This is a genomic window from Pseudonocardia oroxyli, from assembly GCF_900102195.1.
GTDB classification, from domain to species: Bacteria; Actinomycetota; Actinomycetes; order Mycobacteriales; family Pseudonocardiaceae; genus Pseudonocardia; species Pseudonocardia oroxyli.
Genome location: NZ_FNBE01000017.1, coordinates 119,507 through 142,258, shown reverse-complemented (window position 1 = coordinate 142,258; position 22,752 = coordinate 119,507). Strand labels below are relative to the sequence as shown.

The window sequence follows — 22,752 nt, the reverse complement described above, 5'->3', positions numbered from 1 at the left end:
TGGGGCGGCGGCTCGACCGTGGGCGCCTGATGATCACCCCCGCGCATGATCACCAGGCGGTGGGGGCTACGGCTGGGAGACGTCGTCCACGGCGCGCAGGACCCGCAGGACGTTGCGGCCCGCGAGCTTCTCCAGGTCCGCCCGGCTCCAGCCGCGTGCGGACAGCGCCGCGAACAGCCTCGGGTAGCCGCTGACGTCCTCCAGGCCCGCGGGGAGCTCGGCGACGCCGTCGTAGTCGCCGCCGATGCCCAGGTGGTCGATCCCCGCGACCTCGCGGGCGTGGTCGAGGTGCGCCACGACGTCGTCCAGGGTGGCGCCGGGCGGTGGCGGGCCGTACCAGGTCGCGGCGAAGGCGTCCCGCGCCCGCAGGTCGCGGTGGTCGGCCCCGGCGGCCGCCATCGCGTCGGCCAGGCGGGCGTCCCAGTCCGCGACGGCCCGCGAGACGAACCGCGGCACGAAGGTGATCATGCACACGCCGCCGTTCGCGGGGAGCGCGGCCAGCACGTCGTCCGGCACGTTGCGCGGGTGGTCGGTCACCGCGCGCGCCGACGAGTGCGTGAACAGCACCGGCGCCCGGGTCGCGTCCAACGCCGCCCGCATCGTGGTCGCGGCCACGTGCGAGAGGTCCACGATCATGCCGATGCGGTTCATCTCCGCGACCACGTCGCGGCCGAAGTCGCTGAGTCCGCCGTGGGCCGGCTCGTCGGTCGCCGAGTCCGCCCAGTCGGTGTTCAGGTTGTGCGTCAACGTCATGTAGCGCACGCCGGAGCGGCGCAGCGCGCGCAGGACCTGCAGCGACCCGCCGATCGAGTGCCCGCCCTCGGCGCCGAGCAGCGACCCGATCCAGCCGTCCGCGTGGGCCGCCTCGACCTCGTCGGCCGTGGTGACCACGCGCAGGTCCGCCGGGTACCGGTCGGCCAGCGCGTACACCCGCTCCACCTGCTCGACGACGGCCGCGACCGCCGCGTCCCCGACGAACGAACAGGGCACGTAGACCGACCAGAACTGGGCACCCACCCCGCCCGCGCGCAGCCGCGGCAGGTCCGTGTGCAGGGTCGGAGCGCCCGCGGCGAGATCGGGCTCCGGCCCGTCGAACGTGCGGAGCGCCCACGGCAGGTCGTTGTGTCCGTCGATGAGCAGCATGATCGGACAGTATGGAGGTCGTGCAGATCGCGCTGGTCCTCCATCCCCGCAACGACGTCACCGAGGTCGCCGAACGCGCCGTCGCCGTCGCCGCCGAGCTCGGCGCCGAGGTCCTGGTGCGCGCCGCGGACGCCCGCCGGGTGCCCGGCGCGGTGCCGGTCTCCACCGACGAGCTCGCCGCGGAGTGCGACGGCGTGCTGAGCCTGGGCGGGGACGGCACCATGCTCGGCGCCCTGCGTCTGGTCGCCGACCGCCCGGTGCCGGTGCTCGGCGTGCACCTGGGGAACCTGGGGTTCCTGGTGGAGGTCACGCCCGCCGAGCTGGACTCGGCGCTGCCGCGGCTCATCCGGGGTGACTTCACCGAGGAGCCGCACAGCGCGCTGCGGATCACGGCGGTGCCGAGGGTCGACTCCGCGGGCTCCGTCTCGGGGACCGACCGGGCGATCGCGTTCAACGACCTCGCGCTGGCCCGCCGGCCCGGGCGCGGCCAGGTGGACGCCACGCTGTCGGTCAACGGCCTGAGCTACGGCTTCTACCGCAGCGACGCCCTCGTGGTCGCCACGCCCGCGGGTTCCTCCGCCTACAGCTACGCCGCGGGTGGGCCGCTGGTGTCGCCGTCCGTCGACGGGGTGGTCGTGACGCCGTCGGCGCCGATGAGCGGGATCTCGCGGCCCCTCGTCGTCGCCGGGACGGACGCGCTGACCTTCGATCTCACCCCCCGCTGCGGCACCCTCGCCGTGGAGGTGGACGGGATCGGGCACAAGGACGTGACCGCGGGTGACCGCGTGCACGTCACCGCGGAGCCGCACGCCGGACGCGTGGTCCGGCTCGACCCGGACCTGCACGCGCGGCGCAGCCGGGTCAAGCTCAGCCTGCTGGACCTCCCGCTGCTCCCCGAGCAGCTGCGCGAGCTCCTCCCGGCGGACGTCCGCGACCGCCTCGAGGCCCGCGACCACTGATCTGCGGCTCCGCCGCTCGTGCGTGGTGAGTGGTGCTCTGGCACCACTCACCACTCACGGGCGGCGCAGCCGCGGGTCGAGTCAGTAGACGATCACGCCGCGGATGTTCTTGCCGTCGTGCATGTCCTGGTAGCCCTGGTTGATCTCGTCGAGCGAGTAGGTCTTGGTGATCAGCTCGTCGAGCTTGAGCACGCCCTGCTGGTACATCTCCAGCTGGCGCAGGATGCCGAAGCTGGGCGCCGAGGCGCCGAACAGGGCGCCCTGCAGGCGCTTCTGGAACAGGGTGAGCTCGGAGATCGCGATCGGGACGCCGACCTCGGTGATGTCCCCGAGGCCGGTGACGACCGCCGTGCCGGCCTTGCGGATCGCGCTGAAGGCCTGGGCGACGTGGTCGCCCGTGGTGACGCCGACGGTGACGATCGCCGAGTCCGCGCCCTGGCCGTTGGTGAACTGGCGGCCGAGCTCGGCGGCCTCCTCCATCGTCTCGACGGCGTGGGTGGCGCCCAGCTCCTGCGCCTTCTCGCGCTTGAAGGCCACCGGGTCCACCGCGATGATGTTCGAGGCGCCCGCGTGCCGCGCACCCTGCACGGCGTTGATGCCGATGCCGCCGATGCCCATCACGATCACGGTGTCGCCGGGCCGGACCTCCGCGGAGTTGACCGCCGAGCCCCAGCCGGTGCCGACGCCGCAGCCCACCAGGCAGGCCTTGTCCAGGGGGATGTCGTCCGGCACCACGACCGCGGAGTCGATCGCGACCGTGGTGGTCTCGCAGAAGGTCGAGATGCCGCACATCTGGCCGACCGGCTGCCCGTCGAGGGACAGCCGGAAGTCGGTCGGGTCCTCCCAGCGGGAGCCCTGCAACAGGGTCGAGCCGAGGTCACACAGGTTCTGCATGCCGCTGGCGCACCAGCGACACCGGCCACAGCCGGGCAGGAACGAGAAGACGACGTGGTCGCCCTCCTTGTACCCCTTGGTGCCGGGGCCCACCTTCGTGATGATGCCCGCGCCCTCGTGACCGCCCGCGAACGGGTACATGCCGACGGGGATGTCACCGGTGGCGATGTGGTCGTCCGAGTGGCACAGGCCCGAGGCCACCAGCTGGACCTGGATCTCACCGGTCTTCGGGTCGTCCACCTCGAGATCGACGACCTCGTACTTGCCCGGCGCCTGCCGGACGACTGCTCCGCGAGTGTGCACTGGTCGTTCTCCTTGACGTCGTCGTCACAGGGGGAGATGCGCACCCGACCTTATGACGACGATCACGGACGCGCCACTGTCGGCCCGTCACGAAAGTGTCGAACGATTTCAGCGCGGCAGACGTCGCCAGAGCGCCCGGGGCAGGTGCCTGGCCACCGCGAACAGCGGCTGCAGCACCCGCGGGACCCAGACCTCGTCCCGCCCGCCGCGCAGGGCGGCGACGGTCGCGTCGGCGACCTGGTCGGGCGTGCTGGAGAAGGGCGCCGGGCTCATCCCCTCGGTCATCCGGCCGATCACGAACCCGGGCCGGACGAGGAGCAGCCGCACCCCGGTGCCGTGCAGCGCGTCCGCCAGGCCGGAGGCGAAACCGTCGAGGCCCGCCTTCGCCGAGCCGTAGACGTAGTTCGCGCGGCGGACCCGGGCGCCCGCGACGGACGAGTAGACGACGATCGTGCCGCGGCTCCGGGCCCGCATGTGGTTCGCGAGCTCGGTCAGGACCTGCACGTGCGCCACGTAGTCGGTGTGCACGACCTGCACGGCGTGCGCCGGGTCGGCCTCGGCGCGGGCCTGGTCGCCGAGGATCCCGAACGCGACGACGGCGACGTCGATCTCCCCCGTCCCCTCGACCAGCGGGCGGTGCGCGGCCAGGTCGTCGGCGTCGAAGTCCACGGACTCCACCGCGGCCCCGGGGATCTCGGGCACGGGCTCGACGCCCCCGCGGGCCGCGAGCACGATCCGGGTCGCCTCCCGCCCCGCGAGCCGCCGCACCACCGCCAGCCCGATCTCGCTCCGTCCGCCCAGCAACAGCACCGTGCCCATGGGGCGGAGTCTGTCAGGGCCCTCCGACCTCGTGAGCGGCGATGGTCGCTCTGGCGACCATCGCCGCTCACGGGGTGGGCAACACGGTCGTCACATCCGCGATCTACCGTCGCCGGGTGCCCGAGGTGCTCTTCGACGTCCGCTGGCCGGACGGTTCCCGCCAGACCTTCTACTCGCCGTCGTTGATCGTGGAGGAGCATTTCCACGCCGGGTCGGTGTACCCCGTCGCCGAGTTCGTGGACACGAGCCGCACCTGCATGCGGATCGCCGACCAGCGCGTCCGGCAGAAGTACGGGTTCGGCTGCGCCCAGTCCGTGGCGACGATGGCGGGCATCGAACAGGCGGCCGCCCGGTTCGCCGCCACCGACCAGGTCACCCTGGAGTCCTTCCGCAGGTAGATACTTCCCGGTGTGACACGACGCGCCGCCGTGCTCGGCTCTCCCGTCCGACATTCGCTCTCGCCCGTCCTGCACCGCGCGGCCTACGCCGCCCTGGGTCTGGAGGGCTGGTCGTACGAGGTGGTCGAGACGGGCGAGGCGGACCTGGCGGGGTTCGTCGCCGGGCTGGACGCGAGCTGGGCGGGGCTGTCGCTGACCATGCCGCTCAAGCGGGTCGCGCTCGACGTCGCGGACACGGTCTCCCCGCTGGCCGAGGCCGTCGGGGCGGCGAACACCCTGGTCCTGGGCCCGGACGGGCGGCACGCCGACAACACGGACGTCGTCGGGATCGTCGGGGCGCTGCGGGCGGCGGGGGTGGAGAAGGTCGAGCAGGCGGTCGTGCTCGGCGCGGGCGGCACCGCCCAGGCCGCGCTGGCGGCGCTGCGCGAGCTCGGTGCCGCGGAGCCGACGGTGCTCGTCCGCGAGCCTCGCCGCGCGGGCGAGCTGCTCGACGCCGCCGAACGCCTCGACGTGCGGCCGGACGTGCGCGGCGTGCTGACCGACGCCGAGCTGGCCGCACGCCTGCTGGACGGGGCGGACGTCGTGCTCTCCACGCTGCCCGCGGGCGCCGCGGACGAGCTGGCCGGGGCCCGGTGGCGGGACCGCACCGTGGTGCTCGACGTCGTGTACGCGCCCTGGCCCACGGCCCTGGCCGCGGGCGCGGCGGTGGCGGGCTGCCGCGTGGCGAGCGGGCTGGACATGCTGCTGCACCAGGCCGTGGCGCAGGTCGAGCTGATGACCGGCCACGAGGGCCCGGTGGGCGCGATGCGCGCGGCCCTCGACGCCGCCGTCCGGGACTGGACGTGACGGGCTGATGGACGTCTACACCCACGGCCACCACGAGTCCGTGCTGCGCTCGCACCGCGCGCGGACCGCCGAGAACTCGGCCGGGTACCTGCTGCCGCTGCTGCGCCCGGGCCTGGACCTGCTCGACGTCGGCTGCGGGCCGGGCAGCATCACCCACGATCTCGCCGCGCGGGTGGCGCCGGGCCGGGTCAAGGGCGTCGACGTGGTCGAGGCGCCGCTGGCGGAGGCACGCAGGCGGCCCGGGCCCGAGTTCGCGGTGGACGACGTCTACGCGCTCTCGGACCCGGACGACACGTGGGACGTGGTGCACGCCCACCAGGTCCTGCAGCACCTCTCCGATCCCGTCGCGGCGCTGCGCGAGATGCGCCGGGTGTGCCGTCCGGGCGGGGTCGTCGCGGCGCGGGACGCGGACTACGCGGCCTTCACCTGGTACCCGGCGGACCCGCGGCTGGACCGCTGGCTCGCGCTGTACCGGGCGGTCGCGCACGGCAACGACGCCGAACCGGACGCGGGCCGTCGGCTGCTCGCCTGGGCCCGCGCGGCCGGCTTCACCGAGATCACCCCCACCGCCTCGGTGTGGTGTCACGCCACCCCCGACGCCCGCGCCGCCTGGGGCGGGATGTGGGCCGACCGGATCCTCGACTCGGCCATCGCGACCCAGGCCGTGGAGCGCGGGCTCGCGACCCGGGCGGACCTGGAGGAGATCTCCGCGGGCTGGCGGGCCTGGCGCGACAGCCCCGACGGGTGGTTGATGGTGCCGCACGGCGAAATACTCTGCCGGGCATGACCCGCCCCGAGACGATCTCCGGCGGATGATCCAGGACCTCCCTCCGCGCCGCTCACCTCACGGGGTAGCCGACCGGGTGTGGACGGAGACGGCGTAGGCGCCGCCGGTGTAGGGCGCGCGGTCCCAGGTGGACCAGCGGTCCTCCAGGGACAGACCGGCGCACCAGCCGTCGTAGTCGTCGAGGGTCGGCCAGCCGGGCTGCAGGGTGAACCCGGCGATCAGGCGCCCGCCCGGGGCGAGGTGTCGCACGCAGCCCGCCACGACCCCCGGGCGGTCGCCCGCGTACGGGATCACGTTGCCCGCCAGCACGATCACGTCGAACCGGTCGGGGAGGTCGAGGGACTCCAGTCCCTCCTCCCGCCACCGCAGCTCCGGCGCCTTCGCCAGGGCGGCGGCGATCATGTCGGCGTCCGGGTCCACCCCGACCACCGCGATCCCGCGCCGCGCCAGCTCGATCGCGACCCGGCCGGTGCCGCAGCCGCCGTCGAGCACGGACGCGGGCCCGTAGGAGGCGACGAGATCGGCCTCGCCGTGGGGGTTCTCCATGCCGGACCAGCGGTCGTCGTAGGCCGTGGTGTCCGGGTGGTACCAGCGGTGCGGGAGGGTCACACGGGGAGCGTAGGCGCCGGCCGTCCGGACCGTTCCGCGAGGCGCTTGCGCAGCCAGCGCCCGAGGCGCATGCCGCGGTAGTGCGGGTGGACGAGCAGGACCGGGGCCCCGTGCTCGTCCGCGACCTCCCCGTCGACCACGGCGCCCAGGGCGACGACCCGCTCGCCGTCCCGGACCAGGAGCGCCGGCCCCCGCGGGGTGATGAGCAGGTCCCGCAGCTCGCGGTCGGTCCAGGTGGTGCGCTCGCCGTCCGGCCCCAGCGTCGCGAGGCACTCGCACAGCAGCTCCTCGACCGCGCCCAGCTCCTCGCCGGTCGCGGGCTCGGCCACCAGCTCGTCCCCGGACAGGGTCAGGATGTCCCAGCGCGGCCGCACCGGCTCCACGCCCGCCGCCCGCACGAAGGCCTCGGCCCGCGCCTGCTCGGTCACGGTGAACGGCGCCCACTCCCGCTGCGCGACCAGCCACCCGCCGGTCGGCGCCGCGACCGCGAGGACGTGCGGGTCCGACGACGGCGCGGTGGGCTGGTAGCGGACCTCGTCGGCGTGGACGAGGGCCTCGATGCCGCGGGCGAGATCCCCACCGGACATCGCCTGCACCGCCAGGTCCAGCGCGCGGGTGGGCGCGTCGACGAGATCGTGCGGGTCGGCGGGGGTGACGAGCACGGGCTCCGCGGTGCCCACGCCGCGGCGGATGGCCTCGGCGAGGTCCTCGGCGCTGCCCGTGGAGCCGACGAACATCTCGTCGACCACCGAGCGCGAGTCCTGGCCGTGGACCGCGAGGCCAAGGATGTTGCCCTCGGCCCGTGCGACGGCCTCGGTGAGACGGGCCAGGGCCCCCGCCTCGTCCGGCAGCCGGACCCGGACCTTGTGCAGGACGGGCGGCCCGTCGGGCCCGCCACCCTTGCGCCGCGGCTGGTCCGGCACCACCCGCAGGTGCGCGGGCGCGCCCTGCCTGCCGGTGACCAGCGACTGGCCCGGCCCGACCGCGCGGCGCCCGACCGCGCGGAGCGCCGCCCAGACCGTGACCTGGTTCGCCGTGATCACCGGCTTGCCCAGCAGGCGTTCCAGCGGAGCGATGACGTCGTAGGTCGCGAGGTTGGTGCAGCTGATGAACACGGCCTCGGCCTCGGGCCGGTCGGCGGCGCGCACCGCCCGTACCACCTCGTCGTAGGTCACCCGCCAGATCTGGCCGAGCAGCCCCAGCCCCACGCTCCCGACGGTCTCCACCCCGTGGGCGGCCAGGAACGCGGCGAGCTTGTCGGTCAGGTCGTCCACGTAGGGCGTGACGACCGCGACCCGGCTCGCGCCCAGAACCTTCAGCGCCTCGACCAGCGCGCCGGACGTGGTCAGCGCCAGCGGGGCGCCCGCGTCCGCGATCACGCCGGTGAGCGCGATCTCGCCCGCCGCGCCGTCGACGAAGCTGCCCGAGGTGCACGCGTAGGCGACCACGCCGGGCTCGGGCACCAGCACGTCCCGCGTGGCGCGCTGGACCGGCTCGGGGTCCGAGATCACCCGCGCCATCTCCGCGGTGACCGGCGACGGCACGAACGGCGTGCGCGTGACGTGCAGCGCCGCGTCCTCGGGCACCCACCGCCACAGCTCGCGGTCCAGCGCGAAGTCGAAGGGGACGATCACGCCGATTCCTGCGGTCGGCGCGGGTCCGGGGGCCCGCAGCAGATCGACGGACGGTTCCCGCTCGTGCATGAGGCCACGGTGAGCCCGCCGGGTTGCGCGCCGTGATCCGCGGTGTAACGAGCGCGTTCCGGGCCCCGCCGGGGTGGGCGCCGATTCCTCGGGTGCCGGGGCGCCTGCTCGGTACTGCGGCTCGGTACTGCGGCTCGGTGTGGGCTCAGTACTGCGGCACCGCCGACCGCACCATCGCGGCGGCGCCGGACCGCAGCGTGGCGAGCGCACGGTGCTGCATGGTGCGGACCGAACCCGGGGAACGCCCGACGACCGCCGCGGTCTCCTCCGCGGACATGCCGAGTGCCACGCGCAGCAGCAGCACCTCCCGGGCGGCGGGCGTGAGCCGGTTCAGCAGCGGGCGCACCCGGCGCATGTCGTCCCCGGTCAGCGCCCGTTCCTCGGGTCCGACGTCCGGGTCCGGCCGGTCGGGGACGAGCTCGGCGAGCAGCGGGTCCCGCGCCGCCGCGCGGTAGGCGTCGGCCACCTCGCGCACCGCGATCCGGTGGACGAACGCCAGGAACGGCCGTCCGCGGTCCTCGTAGCGCGGCAGCGCCCGCAGCACCGCGAGGCACACCTGCTGGGCCAGGTCCTCGGCCGTGACCCCCGGCAGCGCGTGCCCCAGCCGCGCGCGGCAGTACCGCAGCGCGAACGGGTGCACCGCCGTCAGCACCCGGTCGATCGACGTCCGGTCCCCCGCCTTCGCCCGCGCGACCAGCTCCGGCTCCGGCCCCTCGCCCATCCCTCCACCATGGCCCGGCACGATCGGTGTCGGGTGGGCGCGCGCTGAGAGAGCGCTGTGAGTGGGAATCGCCGTGCCGGGCGGGCGGTTGTCACCGAGCGTGAAGCTCGAGATCTGGTCGGACGTCGCCTGCCCGTGGTGTGCCCTGGGCACCCGGCGGATCGCCGCCGCGCTGGCGGCGTTCCCGCACGAGGTGGAGGTGCGCTACCGCAGCTTCGAGCTGGACCCGCACGCGCCCCGCGCCTACGAGGGCGACCGCACGCAGCGGCTGTCGGCGAAGATCGGTGCGGACGTGCCGCAGGTGCGGGCGATGGAGCAGCGGCTCGCCGACCTCGCCGCGGCGGACGGGCTGGAGATCCGGTTCGACCGCACGCAGGACGGCAACACCTTCGACGCCCACCGCCTGCTGCACCTCGCCTGGGATCTCGGCGGTGCCGAGCTGCAGTCGCAGGTCAAGTCGGCGCTGGTCACGGCCCTGTTCCGGGACGGCGAGCCGATCGGCTCCGTGGAGGCGCTGCGCCGGGTCGCGGTGGCGGCGGGTCTGCCGGAGGCCGACGTGGACCGGGTGCTCGGCTCTGCGGAGTACACCGACGCGGTGCGCGCGGACGAGGAGACCGCGCGGAGCCTCGGCATCAGCGGGGTGCCGTTCTACGTCCTCGACCGCCGGTACGGCGTGTCCGGCGCCCAGTCGGTGGAGGTGCTGGTGCAGGCGCTGGAGCAGGCGTGGTCGGAGTCGGATCAGGAGTCGGATCAGGCGTCCGGAGAGGGCTCCGCTCAGGCCGGCACATCCTCCGGGAACGCCAGGTAGGTGTCCGGGTCCCCGTCGCCGTAGAGGGCGACGAGGCCCGCGGCGATCCACATCAGGCCGGCGAGGAAGTCCTCGCCCAGCTCGTCCGCCGCGGGGCCGAGGGCCGCGCGGCGCTCCTCCTCCGAACCCGTGATCCCGATCAACGTCGCGGCGACCTCGCCCGGGCGCGCGCCGAGGGTGTCCGCGACCCACGCCGGGACACGGGTCCGCGCCGCGGTGGGGACGGGGCGCGGTCCGCGGTTGGCGAGCCAGCGCAACAGGATCGCCAGCGCCATGCCCTGGGCGGGGGCGCCGCCGATGTCGCCGGGAACGACGTCGGGATCGCCCATCTCCCCGTCGGACTCGACGAGGCAGCGGACCTCCTCGCGGGCGGGCTCGGGCGACCGGGCGTCGAGGGTGTCCCGCACGGCGCGGCGGACCCGGTCGTCGAGGATCTCGACGACCAGCTCGTTCTCCCTCGCGTCGGCGAGGACGTCGACGTTGGCCTGGAGGACCTCGAGCCACTCCGGGTTGCCGTCGTGCGGGCCGAGGGCGCGGACCGTGCGGATCTCCGCGACGGCGTAGCGCATCTCGTCGACGGGCGTGAGCTCCTCGACGGGGCCCTCCCAGCCGTCCAGCCCGGGCAGGTTGACGACGGGGCGCAGGGGCTCGCTCTGCCGGACCTTCCGCTTCCGCGCTGCGACCTTCGCCGCGCGCTTCTGCCCCCGACCCTGCTGCTTCCTAGCCACGCCACTCCTCGTCCTCTGCTGCTCGGGCGTCCCAAGCGTCACTCCGTGGTGCTTGGGCGTCCCAAGCGTCAGCCTGCGCCCGCCCATGCCCGACGCTCGGGCGTCCCAGGCGTCGCTCAGCGGTGCTTGGGCCGCCCAAGCGTCACCGTGGCGCCTGCCGCGATCCGGCCCCGCGTCAGGAGCAGACCGCGCCCTGCGCCGCCGACCCGACCAGTCTCGCGTACTTCGCCAGCACGCCCGTGCGGCGCCCCGTCTGCGGGCGCACCCAGGCCGCCTTCCGCGCCGCCAGCTCCTCGTCGGGGATGTCCAGGGTCAGCGTGCGCGTGGTCATGTCCAGCACGATCGGGTCACCGTCGCGCACGAAGGCGATCGGGCCGCCGTCCGTCGCCTCGGGGGCGACGTGCCCGATGCAGAGCCCGGTCGTCGCGCCGGAGAACCGCCCGTCCGTGACGAGGAGCACGTCCTTGCCCAGCCCCGCGCCCTTGATCATCCCCGTGACGGCGAGCATCTCCCGCATCCCCGGGCCGCCGCGCGGGCCCTCGTAGCGGATCACCACGACGTCCCCGGGCACGACGGTGCCGTCGGACACGGCGTCGAGAGCGCCCTGCTCGCCGTCGAACACCCGGGCGGTGCCGCGGAACTCGGTGGAGTCGAAGCCCGCGGACTTGACCACGGCGCCGTCCGGGGCGAGGGAGCCGCGCAGGATCGTGATGCCGCCGGTGGGGTGGATCGGGTCGGTCATGAGGTGGATCACGGTGCCGTCGAGCGGGGCGTCGACGTCCGCCAGGTTCTCCGCGACGGTCCGCCCGGTGCAGGTCAGGGCGTCCCCGTGGAGCAGGCCCGCGTCCAGCAGCGCCTTCATGACGACGGGCACTCCCCCGACCTGGTCGACGGTGCTCATCACGTGCTTGCCGAAGGGCTTGACGTCCGCGAGGTGCGGCACGCGGTCGCCGATCCGGTTGAAGTCGTCCAGCTCGAGGGGGACCTCGGCCTCCGCGGCGATGGCGAGCAGGTGCAGGACGGCGTTGGTCGAGCCGCCGAACGCCATGACCACGGCGATCGCGTTCTCGAAGGCCTCGCGGGTCAGGATCTGCCGCGCGGTGATCCCCTTGGCCAGCATGCCGATCACGGCCTCGCCGGAGTCTCGCGCGATGCCGTCCCGGCGCCGGTCGACGGCGGGCGGGGCGGCCGACCCGGGCAGCGCCATGCCCAGCGCCTCGGCCGCGCTCGCCATCGTGTTCGCGGTGTACATGCCGCCGCAGGCCCCCTCGCCGGGGCAGATCGCCTTCTCGATGGCGGTCAGCTCGTCCCGCGTGATCAACCCGCGCGCGCAGGCCCCGACGGCCTCGAACGCGTCGGAGATGTTGACCTCCCGGCCGTCGATGTGGCCGGGCAGGATCGAGCCCGCGTAGACGAACACGCTCGCCAGGTCCAGGCGCGCGGCGGCCATCAGCATGCCGGGCAGCGACTTGTCGCAGCCGGCCAGCAGCACGGTGCCGTCCAGCCGCTCGGCCTCGACGACGGTCTCGACCGAGTCCGCGATGATCTCGCGGCTGACCAGCGAGAAGTGCATCCCGACGTGGCCCATCGAGATCCCGTCGGACACCGAGATCGTGCCGAACTCCATCGGGTAGCCGCCCGCGCGGTGCACCCCCTCCTTCGCCGCCTGCGCGAGGCGCTGCAGCGAGAGGTTGCAGGGGGTGATCTCGTTCCAGCTCGACGCGACGCCGATCTGGGGCTTGGCGAAGTCGTCGTCCCGGAACCCGACGGCGCGCAGCATCCCGCGCGCCGCGGTCCGCTCGATCCCGTCGGTGACCTGGCGGGAGCGGGGCTTGAGGTCGTGCGTCATCTCTGACTCCCTCGTGGTGGTGGGTGGTGTCTGCCTACCACCACCGGCCCGGGTCCTGATCCAGGCGAACGGCGCGTTCGCTCACCAGGTGTGAGCGAACGCGCCGTTCGGCGGGTGGCACGGGGTGGAGACGGCGACGGCCCCGCCACCCTGGACGGGCGGCGGGGCCGTGGCGTGAGCTCAGTTCGCGGCGCGGTCCCGGCGGATGTTGGCGCGGCGACCCTTGAGGGTCGTCACACCCCGCATGGAGCGCAGGACGTCGTCCGCGGCGTGCTCCGGGATCTCGACGAGCGAGTGGCGCTCGTGGATCTGGATGGCGCCGATGTCCCGGCCGGACAGGCGGGACTCGTTCGCCAGCGCGCCCACGATGTCCTGCGGGCGGACACCGGCGGCGCGACCCGCCGAGACGAACAGGCGGGTGGCACCCTCGCGGGGCGGGCGGGGGCCCTGGCCGCGGCCACCGAGACGGTCCGGACGACCGCCGCGCGAGGCACCGCGGTCGGCGCCGCCACGGGGGGCGTTGAACGTGGGGATCTCCACGTCGTCGTCCGGGGAGGTCGAGCCGGTCCGCGCGAGGCGCACGGCCGCGGCCGCCACGTCCGCCGGGTCGAACTCGCCCATCAGGGACTCGACCATGGCGCCGACGCCGTCGACGTCCGCGTCCGCGTCCTGGCGCAGGTCGGTGACGATCTGCTCCCGCAGCTGCACGCGGGTGCGCTCCAGCCGGGCCGCCTTGAGGTCGTCGACCGTGGGGACCGGGGCGACCGGCACGGACTTGCCGATCAGCCGCTCGATGTTACGCAGGTGGCGGATCGCGCCGGACGGGACCAGCGTGATCGCGACGCCCTCGCGCCCCGCGCGGCCGACGCGACCGATGCGGTGCACGTACGCCTCGGGCGACTTCGGCACGTCGTGGTTGACCACGTGCGAGAGCTGCTCGATGTCCAGCCCGCGGGCGGCGACGTCCGTCGCGACCAGCAGGTCCGTGCGGCCGTTGCGCAGCCGCTCGACGACCCGGGTGCGGTGCTCCTGGTCCATGCCGCCGTGCAGCGCCTCGGCGCGCAGGCCGCGACCGGTGAGGGTCTCGGTGACCGCGTCGACGTCCGCGCGGGTGCGGCAGAACACGATGGCCGCGGTGGGCCGCTCCAGCTCGAGGATCCGGCCGAGCGCGGTGGTGGTGTGGGTGCGCGGCACCATGTAGGCGGTCTGCCGCACGCGCGGCGCCTCGCCCTCCGGGACCTCCTCGCGGGCGATCCGCACCATGACCGGCTCGCGCATGTACTCGCGGGCCAGCAGCTCGATCCGGCGCGGCATGGTGGCCGAGAAGAGCACCGCCTGCCGGTCGGCCGGGGTGGCCTGCAGGATGGTCTCGATGTCCTCGGCGAAGCCCATGTCGAGCATCTCGTCCGCCTCGTCGAGCACGACGACCTCGAGGGCGTCGAGCGCCAGGGCGCCGCGGTTCATCAGGTCGATCGCGCGGCCGGGCGTGGCCACCACGACGTCCACACCGCGCTTGAGCTGACCGAGCTGCGGGCCGATCGGGGCGCCGCCGTAGACGGCGAGCACCCGGGCGCCGATCTTCGAGCCGTACTTGGTGATCGCGTCGTTCACCTGCATGGCCAGCTCGCGGGTGGGCGCCAGCACGAGGCCGAACGGGCGGCGCTCGTCCCGGCGGCCGCTCTCGGCGAGCCGCTGCAGCATGGGCAGGCCGAACGCGGCCGTCTTGCCGGTGCCGGTGGCGGCCTGGCCCAGCACGTCCCGCCCCGCGATCAGCGAGGGGATGGACTCGGCCTGGATGGGGCTGGGCGTCTCGTAGCCCAGCTCGTCGAGCACCTCGACCAGGGCGGGGTCCAGCCCCAGGGCGAGGAACGCGGCTTCGGTGATCTCGTCGTTGTCGTTGTCGTTGTCGTGCTCGGGCAGGTCAAGCAGAGTGCTCACTCATGTCCTTGTCGCATAGCCGGGTGGCCGAGAAGGTTCGGCACACCCGCGGGGAAGCCCGCGGGCCCGGAGCGGCGCACTCGTGCTGCGCCGGAGAAGGACCATGGGGCTACTCGGCTGACGTCATCGCTGACAGCCGACGCTCCCAGTGTCGCACGACGGGTCGCGGGGGATCTCCACGGGGGGATCATCGTCCACAACGACCTCCCCCCGCGGGTTGTTCCGGACGTGCCTCCGCTCACGATTCCACCCGCCGTTCACGCTCCACCCGCACCCTCGGAGGGGTGACCGCCTCGCTGGATCTCACCGTGCCCGCCAACCTGCGCGACGTCGGCGGCCTCACCACCGCCGACGGCCGCACGCTGCGCCGCGGCGTCCTGCTCCGCAGCGACGCCCCGCAGCCCGGCGACGTCTCCCCCGTCACCCCCGGGTCGGTCATCGACCTGCGCTCGCCGCGCGAGACCGAGGGCAGGGCCCACCCGCTCACCGGTCGGGCCGAGATCCACGTGGTGCCGCTGGGCGCGTCCCTGGCGCCCGACGTGATCGCCGCCACCCCGGCCGCCGAGCGCGACCTGGGCTGGGCCTACCGGCTGCTGGTGGCGGACGCCGCCGCCGAGATCGCGCGGATCGTGGAGATCGTCGCGACCGCCCCGGCGCCCGTGCTCGTGCACTGCGCGGCGGGCAAGGACCGCACCGGGATCATCGTGGCCACGGTGCTGCGGCTGGTCGGGGTGCCGCGCGCACAGGTGCTCGCGGACTACGCCGCCACCAACGAGAACCTGGAGCCGCTGTTCGCGCGGCTGCGGGCCTCCGGCGCGCACCTGCCCGGGGTGGACGACGACGCGGAGGACCTCCTCGGCGTCGACCCGGCGGCCCTGGAGGCGGTGCTCGACGACCTGGAGTCCCACCCCGGCGGCCTGCGCGGCTACCTCGTGGCGAACGGCGCCGATCCCACCCACCTCGACGCGATCACCGCCCGCCTGCTCGGATAGGCGGCCGAGCCCGCTCGTGCGTGGTAAGTGGTGCTCTGGCACCACTTACCACGCACGGGCGCCGAAGGCGCTACTTGAAACCGGCCCGCTTCAGAGCGTCGGCCATGGCGTTGTTCAGCGGGGCGGGCTTCTGGTCCTGGCGGCGCTGGCCGCCGCGGTTCTGCCGGTTCTGACCTCCGCCCTTGCCGCGGTTCTGCCCGTCGCGACCCTGTCCGTCGCGACCCTGACCGCCCGGTTTGCCGCCGCGGTTGCGGTCGCCGCCCTGTCCGCCGCCCTGTCGGCCGCCCTGTCCGCCGCCGCGCTGGGCCGCCTTGCCCGGCTCGTCGTCGAGGCGCAGGGTCAGCGAGATCCGCTTGCGGGCCTCGTCGACGTCGAGCACCTTGACCTTGACGACGTCCCCGGACTTCACGACCTCGCGCGGGTCGGACACGAACTGGCTGGACATCGCCGAGACGTGCACGAGGCCGTCCTGGTGCACGCCCACGTCGACGAAGGCGCCGAAGGCCGCGACGTTCGTCACCACGCCCTCGAGCACCATGCCCGGCCGCAGGTCCGCGATCTTGTGGACGCCCTCGGCGAAGGTCGCCGTGCGGAACGCGGGCCGCGGGTCGCGGCCCGGCTTCTCCAGCTCGGCGAGGATGTCGGTGACGGTCGGCAGCCCGAACCGGGTGTCGACGAACCGCTGCGGCTGCAACGACTTGATCTTGGTGGTGTTGCCGATCAGCTCGTCGATCGAGAGCTTCGAGGCCTCCACGATCCGCCGCGCCACGGGGTAGGCCTCGGGGTGCACGCCGGAGATGTCGAGCGGCTCGTCGCCGCCCCGGATGCGCAGGAAGCCCGCGCATTGCTCGAAGGCCTTCGGGCCCAGCCGCGGGACGTCGGACAGCGCGGTCCGGGTCCGGAACGGCCCGTTCGCGTCCCGGTGCGAGACGATCGCCGCAGCCAGGGACTCGCTGATCCCGGACACCCGGCGCAGCAGCGGCGCCGACGCCGAGTTCAGGTCGACCCCGACGGCGTTCACACAGTCCTCGACCACCGCGTCGAGCGAGCGGGACAGCGAGGACTCCGGCAGGTCGTGCTGGTACTGCCCGACGCCGATGGACTTCGGGTCGATCTTCACCAGCTCGGCGAGCGGGTCCTGCAGCCGGCGCGCGATGGACACCGCGCCCCGGATCGAGACGTCCAGGTCGGGCAGCTCCGCCGACGCGTACGCCGACGCCGAGTACACCGACGCCCCCGCCTCGCTGACCATGACCTTGGTCATCTTCAGCCCGGGGTTCATCGCGACCAGCTCGCCCGCCAGCGCGTCCGTCTCCCGGGACGCGGTGCCGTTGCCGATCGCGATCAGCTCGACGTCGTGCGCCGTGGCGAGCTTCGTCAGCGTGACCAGCGCGCCGTTCCAGTCCTTGCGCGGCTCGTGCGGGTAGATCGTGTCCTTCGCGACGACCTTGCCGGTCGCGTCGACCACGGCGACCTTGACGCCCGTGCGCAGGCCCGGGTCCAGCCCCATCGTCGCGCGGGTGCCTGCGGGTGCCGCGAGCAGCAGGTCCCGCAGGTTGGAGGCGAACACGGCGATCGCCCCCTCCTCCGCGGCGGTGCGCAGCCGGACCCGGATGTCGATGCCCAGGTGCAGCAGGATCCGCGTGCGCCAGGTCCAGCGGACCACGCCCGCCAGCCACTCGTCCGCGGCCCGACCCTGCTGCGACACCCCGACGTGCGCCGCGATCAGGGTCTCCCAGTCGCCCGCGTTCTCGGGGTCCGCGTCCGGCTCCAGCGTGACGTCGAGGACCTCCTCCTTCTCCCCGCGGAACACCGCGAGGATCCGGTGCGAGGGGAGCGTGGTGAAGGGCTCGGAGAAGTCGAAGTAGTCCGCGAACTTCGCGGCCGCGACGTCACCGGTCTCCTTGCCCGCCCGCACCTTCGACACGAGCACGCCGCGCGACCACATGCGCTCGCGCAGGCCGCCGATCAGGTCCGGCTCCTCGGAGAAGCGCTCGACGAGGATGGAGCGGGCGCCCTCGAGCGCGGCCGCGGCGTCCGCGACCTCGTCGGTCACGTAGCCCTGTGCGGTCTCGGTCGGGTCCAGGGTCGGATCGGCCAGCAGCGCGTCGGCGAGCGGCTCGAGGCCCTGCTCGCGGGCGATCATCGCCTTGGTGCGGCGCTTGGGCTTGTAGGGCAGGTAGACGTCCTCGAGGCGGGCCTTGGACTCCGCCGCGTGGATGCGGGCCTCCAGCTCGGGGGTGAGCTTGCCCTGCTTGCGGATCTCGTCGAGGACCGCGGTGCGCCGCTCCTCCAGCTCGCGGAGGTAGCGCAGGCGCTCCTCCAGGGTGCGCAGCTGCGCGTCGTCGAGGCCGCCGGTGGCCTCCTTCCGGTACCGGGCGACGAAGGGGACCGTGGACCCGTCGTCGAGGAGGCCGACCGCGGCGGCCACCTGGTGCTGTCGCACGCCGAGCTCGTCGGCGATCCGCTGCTCCACCGAGGGCTGGGGGGTGAGGACCGAACCTGTCACCACCCCATCCTCCCCGGAGCCTCCCCGCGGCGGAACGCCCGGGGGCCCCGAAATCCGGTGCGCTGTGCAATAGATGCAACATGCAACGCTCACGGCCGTCACACGGGCCTCGCACGCTGGGAAGCCCGACCCCGTGGAGTCGTCATGGCCGACCTGACCCTGGAAACCCCCGCCCGGAGCGGCAGGCTCGCGGGCGGCGCCCTCGGGCTGCCGTCCGTGCTGTTCTGCATCGTCACCGGTGCCGCACCGCTGACCGCCATGCTGTTCAACGTCCCGGTGGCGGTCGACGGCGGCGGCTGGGCGGCGCCCGCGGCGTTCCTGCTGGCCACGCTCGCGCTCACGATCTTCTCGGTCGGCTACATCGCGATGAGCCGCCGGGTGACGAGCGCGGGCGGCTTCTACACCTTCGTCAGCCGCGGGCTCGGCCGGATCGTCGGCACGGGCGCCGGGGTGCTCATCGCGCTCTGCTACATGATCTTCACCGCGGCCGTGATCGGCGTGCTCGGCTACTTCGCCGCGACCACCGTCGAGACGTGGACGGGGGCGGTGCTGCCCGCCTGGGTCTACATGGTCGTGGCGCTGGCGGTGATGGCGTTGCTCGCGTGGTTCCACATCGAGCTCACCGCCAAGGTGCTCGGGGTGATGCTGATCGCCGAGGTGCTCGCGCTGGTGGTGCTGAGCGTCGCGGTGCTCGGGCAGGGCGGGGCGGAGGGGCTGTCGGCGCAGCCCTTCAACCCCGTCGCGATCTTCGACAACCCGGGTGCGATCCAGGTGTTCGGCGGCGCCGCGGCCGGCGTCGCGCTGTTCGCCGCGTTCTGGTCCTGGGTGGGGTTCGAGATGGCCCCGAACTACGCCGAGGAGTCCCGCGACCCGCGCCGGATCGCCACGGTCGCCACCTACACGTCGGTGATCGGGCTCGGCGTGTTCTACATGGTCGTGTCCTACGCCTTCGTGTCCGGCTGGGGCCTGACCGGCTCGGTCCAGGCCGTGTCGGACCAGTTCGCGGGCACCTACGCCTCGGCCTTCTACCCCCTCGCCGACCGGTTCGTGGGCGGCTGGCTCACCGCCGTGCTGGAGCTGTTGGCCGTGACCAGCTCGTTCGCCTGCGCGATGGCCTTCTTCAACACCGGTGCCCGCTACCTGTTCGCGCTCGGCCGCGAGGGCGTGCTGCCGCGCAGGCTGGCCGACACCTCGCGCCACCACTCGCCCGGGATCGCGGCCATGACGGTGACCGCCTTCGTGTTCCTCTACGGGCTCGCCTTCGTCCTCGCCGACCCCTCCACCGAGGGCGCGCTGCTCAAGCTCGGCACGTGGTCACCGCTGCTCGGGGTCCTCGGGATCCTCGCGGTGCAGGGCCTGGTGTGCGTGGCGATCATCCGGTTCTTCCTGGTCAAGGCCCGAGACGGCTTCCACTGGTTCGGGACGCTCGTCGCGCCGGTGATCGGCGGGCTGGCCATGGTGGGCGCCTGCTACCTGCTGATCGCCAACCGGGACACCCTCGCCGCGGCCGAGGACGCCCCGTTCGTCACGGCGATCCCGTGGGTGGTCCTCGTCGTCTTCGTTCTCGGGATGGTGACCGCCTGGTACTTCCGCGCGAAACGACCCGCGGTGTACGCAGGACTCGGACATTTCACCCTGGAGCTGGAGGAGTCATGACCGCCGTCCTGCAGACCCACCCCCTCGAACCGCTCACCGCCGACGAGGTCGCCGCGGCCTCGGCGCTGCTGACCGAGCTGCGCGGCCTCACCCCGACCGCCCGGTTCGTGTTCGTCTCGCTGCACGAGCCCTCGAAGGCCGCGCTGCTCGCCTGGGCCCCGGGCGACCCGGTGGACCGCTGCGCCGAGATCGTCCTCTACGACCGCGGCACCCGGACGACCTCGGAGGCGGTCGTCTCGCTGACCCGCCGCGAGCTGGTCTCCTGGCGGGACCGGCCCGGGGTGCAGCCGCCGATCACCGCCGAGGAGTTCACCTCCACGGAGGACATCGTGCGGGCCGATCCGCGCTGGCAGGAGGCCATGCGGGCGCGCGGGGTCACCGACTTCTCGCTCGCCATGATCGACCCGTGGGCGTCGAGCTGGACGGGCCCGGAGGACGACCCGGCCCTGCGCCGGATCGTGCGGCCGCTCACCTGGGTGCGCGCCGCGCCCGGCGAGCACGGGTACGCCCGGCCCGTCGAGGGCCTGATCGTGACCGTGGACCTCGACGCGGGCGAGGTCGTCGACGTGGCCGACCACGGGATCGTGCCGTTCCCCCCGCAGCCGGGGAACTACGAGGCCGAGTGGATCCACGCGCCGGACAACGTGCCCCGGGTCGAGTCGGTGCGCGAGGTCAAGGCCTGGGACGTCGTGCAGCCGGACGGGCCGTCGTTCACCGTCGACGGGCACGCCGTCGGCTGGCAGAAGTGGACGCTGCGGATCGGGTTCACCCCGCGTGAGGGCCTGGTGCTGCACCAGATCGCCTACGCCGGGCGGCCGATCGTGCACCGCGCCGGGCTCGCCGAGATGTACGTCCCCTACGGCGACCCGGCCCCCACACACCGGATCAAGAACGTCTTCGACCAGGGCGAGTACGGCGTCGGCTGGCTGGCCAACCCGCTGCAGCTCGGCTGCGACTGCGTGGGGCACATCCAGTACTTCGACGGCGTGGTCAACGACCAGGACGGGGCCGCCGTCGTCATCCCGAACGCGGTCTGCATGCACGAGGAGGACGTGGGGATCGGGTGGAAGCACACCGACTTCCGCACCGGCCGCGTGGAGGTGCGGCGCCGGCGTCGGCTCGTCCTGTCGACGATCGTCACCGTGGGGAACTACGAGTACGGCTACTTCTGGTACCTCTACACCGACGGGACGATCGAGTACGAGGTCAAGATGACCGGCGTGATCTCGACGGGCGCCGTCGCCCCCGGGGTCACGCCCGCCCACGGCACGCTCGTCGCGCCCGGCCTGTACGGCCCCCACCACCAGCACTTCTTCTGCGTGCGCATGGAGATGGCGGTCGACGGGCCGGGGAACACGGTCGTCGAGCTGGACTCGGTGCCCTCTCCCCCGGGCCCGGACAACCCCCACGGCAACGCGTGGGAGGTGCGGCGGACCCCGGTCGTCTCGGAGGCGGTGGGGGCCCGGGACACCGACGCGTCGGTGGCACGGCACTGGCGGATCGAGAACCCGTCGGTGCACTCCGCGCTCGGCACCCCCACCGGGTACGTGCTGATGCCGGGGACGTCCGCGCCGCCGATCTACCCGACGACGGCGCTGTTCGCCCCGCGAGCCGGGTTCACCCGGCACCAGGTGTGGGTGACCGCGCAGGACCGCTCGCAGCGGTTCGCGGCGGGCGACTACCCGCTGCAGAACCCCGGCGGGGACGGGCTGCCCGCCTACGTCGCGGCCGACCGGCCGCTGGAGGACACCGACCTGGTGCTCTGGTACTCGATGGGCGCGCACCACATCGTGCGCCCGGAGGACTGGCCGGTGATGCCGGTGAGCACGGTGGGGTTCATGCTCAAGCCCAGCGGGTTCTTCGACGGCAACCCGGCACTGGACTACCCACCGAGCGCGCCGGAGGCCTGCCACTGACGAGTGCGGGCGGTGGGGTGTGCGCGGCGGCGTGGGCGCCAGCTGACGCGTGGGCACCGCTGACGCTTGGGATGCCGCTGACGCTCGGGACGCTCGGGACGCTCGGGCACCGCTGACGCTTGGGACGCCCAAGCGTCACTGAGCGGTGCTTGGGCGCCCCAAGCGTCACCAGCCGCCCCAGGCACACCGCCACTTGGGCGCCCCAAGCGTCACTCAGCGACGCTTGGGCGTCCCAAGCGTCGCCGCGCGCCTGCCCGTGCCTGATGCTTGGGCGTCCCAAGCACCGCTCAGCGACACTTGGGCGTCCCAAGCGTCAGCGTCACGGCGCCAGTGTGAGCGACGCCGTCACGCTCGGCTCCGCACCCCGCACACCCGCGGCCGTCGCGGTCCCGACGAGCGGGCTGTGGGCGAAGGCGGGGCGGCGCAGCCGGTAGTCCACGGCGGCGACGCACCGCCCGGCGCGGCGCGGGACCTCGAGCACCAGCAGGGCCAGGAGCGGGCCGTGCACCACCAGGCCGGGGTACCGCTCGACCGCGGTGGCGTAGGGCAGGTCGTGGTGGATGCGGTGGGCGTTGTAGGTCAGCGCGCTGAAGCGGAAGAGCAGCACCTCGTCCGGGGTCAGCGCCACGTGCGGTTCCGCCGGCGCGGGGCCGGGTTCCGGGACCGTCGGGGCCGCGGCGCGCGGGGCTCCCGGCTCCTGCTGCCGGTAGACGACGTCCTGCTCCTCGGTCTGCACCACGGCGCCGTCGCGCACGTACTCGTGCCGCAGGGTCACGAACAGCATGTCGCCGGAGCGCCCCGACTTCGGGGTGATCGAGGTCAGCGCGCTGCGCCGGGTGATCGTGTCGCCGAACCGGATCGGCGCGTGGAGGGTCAGCCGCCCGCCCGCGAACATCCGGCGCCGGTGCGGGATCGGCGGCAGGAAGTGCCCCTCGCGGGGGTGCCCGTCCTCCCCCAGCTCGGCGGTCGGCGTGAGCTCCAGGAAGTGGAACACCGTCCACAACGGGGGCAGCTCGGTGACCGGCGGGGTCTGGTCGAGCAGTCCCGCGAAGGCGGTCGAGGGGGTCGCGGAGATCGTCTCGGTGACCTCGACCGGCCTCGGCTCCCACTCCTGCACATGATCGGCGATGGCCACGGCCCCACCCTAGATCCCTCGTGAGCGGCGATCGTCGCC

At 73.9% G+C, this 22,752-nt stretch carries 18 protein-coding genes and 1 pseudogene; 8 read left to right on the top strand and 11 right to left on the bottom strand.

Annotated features, from left to right (window positions below; all coding sequences use genetic code 11):
* Positions 1–66: 66 nt before the first annotated feature.
* Complete coding sequence (locus tag BLS43_RS23520) at positions 67–1,143, bottom strand: dipeptidase (RefSeq protein ID WP_093088841.1); 1,077 nt, start codon at positions 1,141–1,143, stop codon at positions 67–69.
* Positions 1,144–1,154: 11 nt separating this feature from the next.
* Here BLS43_RS23520 and BLS43_RS23515 point away from each other — a divergent pair, with 11 nt between their 5' ends.
* On the top strand, positions 1,155–2,102 hold the full coding sequence (locus BLS43_RS23515; RefSeq protein ID WP_093088838.1) for an NAD(+)/NADH kinase: 948 nt from the start codon (positions 1,155–1,157) through the stop codon (positions 2,100–2,102).
* A gap of 81 nt (positions 2,103–2,183) precedes the next feature.
* Here the strand turns inward: BLS43_RS23515 and BLS43_RS23510 are convergent, their stop codons facing one another.
* A complete protein-coding gene (locus BLS43_RS23510; RefSeq protein ID WP_093088836.1) occupies positions 2,184–3,299 on the bottom strand; it encodes an NDMA-dependent alcohol dehydrogenase in 1,116 nt (371 codons plus the stop codon).
* 108 nt (positions 3,300–3,407) lie between these two features.
* Positions 3,408–4,118 carry a decaprenylphospho-beta-D-erythro-pentofuranosid-2-ulose 2-reductase gene (gene dprE2, locus BLS43_RS23505; protein ID WP_093088833.1) on the bottom strand — a complete coding sequence of 237 codons (711 nt, stop codon included), beginning with the start codon at positions 4,116–4,118 and terminating at the stop codon, positions 3,408–3,410.
* Between the two features lie 116 nt (positions 4,119–4,234).
* Here dprE2 and BLS43_RS23500 point away from each other — a divergent pair, with 116 nt between their 5' ends.
* From BLS43_RS23500 to BLS43_RS23490, 3 genes are read left to right on the top strand one after another with little or no spacing between them, the layout of a single operon-like run.
* Positions 4,235–4,516, top strand: a complete 282-nt coding sequence (locus BLS43_RS23500; protein ID WP_093088910.1) for an MSMEG_0570 family nitrogen starvation response protein — start codon at positions 4,235–4,237, stop codon at positions 4,514–4,516.
* A 12-nt stretch (positions 4,517–4,528) separates the two neighbouring features.
* Positions 4,529–5,362, top strand: coding sequence for a shikimate dehydrogenase (locus BLS43_RS23495; protein WP_245707736.1), 834 nt, complete (start codon positions 4,529–4,531; stop codon positions 5,360–5,362).
* A 7-nt stretch (positions 5,363–5,369) separates the two neighbouring features.
* Positions 5,370–6,149: a methyltransferase domain-containing protein gene (locus BLS43_RS23490; protein WP_093088828.1), complete on the top strand. Its 780-nt coding sequence runs from the start codon at positions 5,370–5,372 to the stop codon at positions 6,147–6,149.
* A gap of 57 nt (positions 6,150–6,206) precedes the next feature.
* On the opposite strand, the gene BLS43_RS23485 is transcribed toward BLS43_RS23490, so the two are convergent.
* From BLS43_RS23485 to shbA, 3 genes and pseudogenes are all read right to left on the bottom strand, one after another.
* The gene (locus BLS43_RS23485) at positions 6,207–6,758 is read right to left on the bottom strand and encodes a class I SAM-dependent methyltransferase (RefSeq protein WP_245707735.1); all 552 of its coding nucleotides are present in this window, start codon (positions 6,756–6,758) and stop codon (positions 6,207–6,209) included.
* 962 nt (positions 6,759–7,720) lie between these two features.
* A pseudogene (locus BLS43_RS31310) lies at positions 7,721–8,461 on the bottom strand (maleate cis-trans isomerase family protein); the annotation flags it as partial.
* A 145-nt stretch (positions 8,462–8,606) separates the two neighbouring features.
* Entirely contained in the window at positions 8,607–9,182 is a 576-nt protein-coding gene (shbA, locus tag BLS43_RS23475) for an RNA polymerase sigma factor ShbA (RefSeq protein ID WP_093088827.1), read from the bottom strand.
* 100 nt (positions 9,183–9,282) lie between these two features.
* Between shbA and BLS43_RS23470 the strand changes: the two genes are divergently transcribed.
* On the top strand, positions 9,283–9,990 hold the full coding sequence (locus BLS43_RS23470; protein ID WP_093088825.1) for a DsbA family oxidoreductase: 708 nt from the start codon (positions 9,283–9,285) through the stop codon (positions 9,988–9,990).
* Here BLS43_RS23470 and BLS43_RS23465 read toward each other — a convergent pair.
* The 3 genes from BLS43_RS23465 to BLS43_RS23455 form a co-directional block, all read right to left on the bottom strand.
* Positions 9,957–10,718 carry a hypothetical protein gene (locus BLS43_RS23465; RefSeq protein WP_093088823.1) on the bottom strand — a complete coding sequence of 254 codons (762 nt, stop codon included), beginning with the start codon at positions 10,716–10,718 and terminating at the stop codon, positions 9,957–9,959. The genes BLS43_RS23470 and BLS43_RS23465 overlap by 34 nt on opposite strands.
* A gap of 175 nt (positions 10,719–10,893) precedes the next feature.
* Positions 10,894–12,567: a dihydroxy-acid dehydratase gene (gene ilvD / locus BLS43_RS23460; protein ID WP_093088820.1), complete on the bottom strand. Its 1,674-nt coding sequence runs from the start codon at positions 12,565–12,567 to the stop codon at positions 10,894–10,896.
* A gap of 180 nt (positions 12,568–12,747) precedes the next feature.
* A complete protein-coding gene (locus tag BLS43_RS23455) occupies positions 12,748–14,496 on the bottom strand; it encodes a DEAD/DEAH box helicase (protein WP_093088908.1) in 1,749 nt (582 codons plus the stop codon).
* A gap of 293 nt (positions 14,497–14,789) precedes the next feature.
* Between BLS43_RS23455 and BLS43_RS23450 the strand changes: the two genes are divergently transcribed.
* Positions 14,790–15,497, top strand: coding sequence for a tyrosine-protein phosphatase (locus BLS43_RS23450; RefSeq protein WP_176921494.1), 708 nt, complete (start codon positions 14,790–14,792; stop codon positions 15,495–15,497).
* Positions 15,498–15,567: 70 nt separating this feature from the next.
* Here BLS43_RS23450 and BLS43_RS23445 read toward each other — a convergent pair whose 3' ends face one another.
* Complete coding sequence (locus BLS43_RS23445) at positions 15,568–18,006, bottom strand: Tex family protein (RefSeq protein ID WP_093088815.1); 2,439 nt, start codon at positions 18,004–18,006, stop codon at positions 15,568–15,570.
* 144 nt (positions 18,007–18,150) lie between these two features.
* Between BLS43_RS23445 and BLS43_RS23440 the strand changes: the two genes are divergently transcribed.
* Complete coding sequence (locus BLS43_RS23440; RefSeq protein WP_093088812.1) at positions 18,151–19,662, top strand: APC family permease; 1,512 nt, start codon at positions 18,151–18,153, stop codon at positions 19,660–19,662.
* Entirely contained in the window at positions 19,659–21,578 is a 1,920-nt protein-coding gene (locus tag BLS43_RS23435) for a primary-amine oxidase (RefSeq protein ID WP_093088810.1), read from the top strand. The genes BLS43_RS23440 and BLS43_RS23435 overlap by 4 nt, the downstream gene beginning before the upstream one ends.
* Before the next feature lie 319 nt (positions 21,579–21,897).
* Here BLS43_RS23435 and BLS43_RS23430 read toward each other — a convergent pair whose 3' ends face one another.
* Positions 21,898–22,713 carry an HTD2 family dehydratase gene (locus BLS43_RS23430; protein WP_093088808.1) on the bottom strand — a complete coding sequence of 272 codons (816 nt, stop codon included), beginning with the start codon at positions 22,711–22,713 and terminating at the stop codon, positions 21,898–21,900.
* Positions 22,714–22,752: the final 39 nt, after the last annotated feature.

Coding starts and splice junctions, on each gene's coding strand:
- BLS43_RS23515 (WP_093088838.1), top strand. CDS start 1,155: ATGGAGGTCGTGCAGATCGCGCTGGTCCTCCATCCCCGCAACGACGTC.
- shbA (WP_093088827.1), bottom strand. CDS start 9,182: ATGGGCGAGGGGCCGGAGCCGGAGCTGGTCGCGCGGGCGAAGGCGGGG.
- dprE2 (WP_093088833.1), bottom strand. CDS start 4,118: ATGGGCACGGTGCTGTTGCTGGGCGGACGGAGCGAGATCGGGCTGGCG.
- BLS43_RS23435 (WP_093088810.1), top strand. CDS start 19,659: ATGACCGCCGTCCTGCAGACCCACCCCCTCGAACCGCTCACCGCCGAC.
- BLS43_RS23440 (WP_093088812.1), top strand. CDS start 18,151: ATGGCCGACCTGACCCTGGAAACCCCCGCCCGGAGCGGCAGGCTCGCG.
- BLS43_RS23490 (WP_093088828.1), top strand. CDS start 5,370: ATGGACGTCTACACCCACGGCCACCACGAGTCCGTGCTGCGCTCGCAC.
- BLS43_RS23520 (WP_093088841.1), bottom strand. CDS start 1,143: ATGCTGCTCATCGACGGACACAACGACCTGCCGTGGGCGCTCCGCACG.
- ilvD (WP_093088820.1), bottom strand. CDS start 12,567: ATGACGCACGACCTCAAGCCCCGCTCCCGCCAGGTCACCGACGGGATC.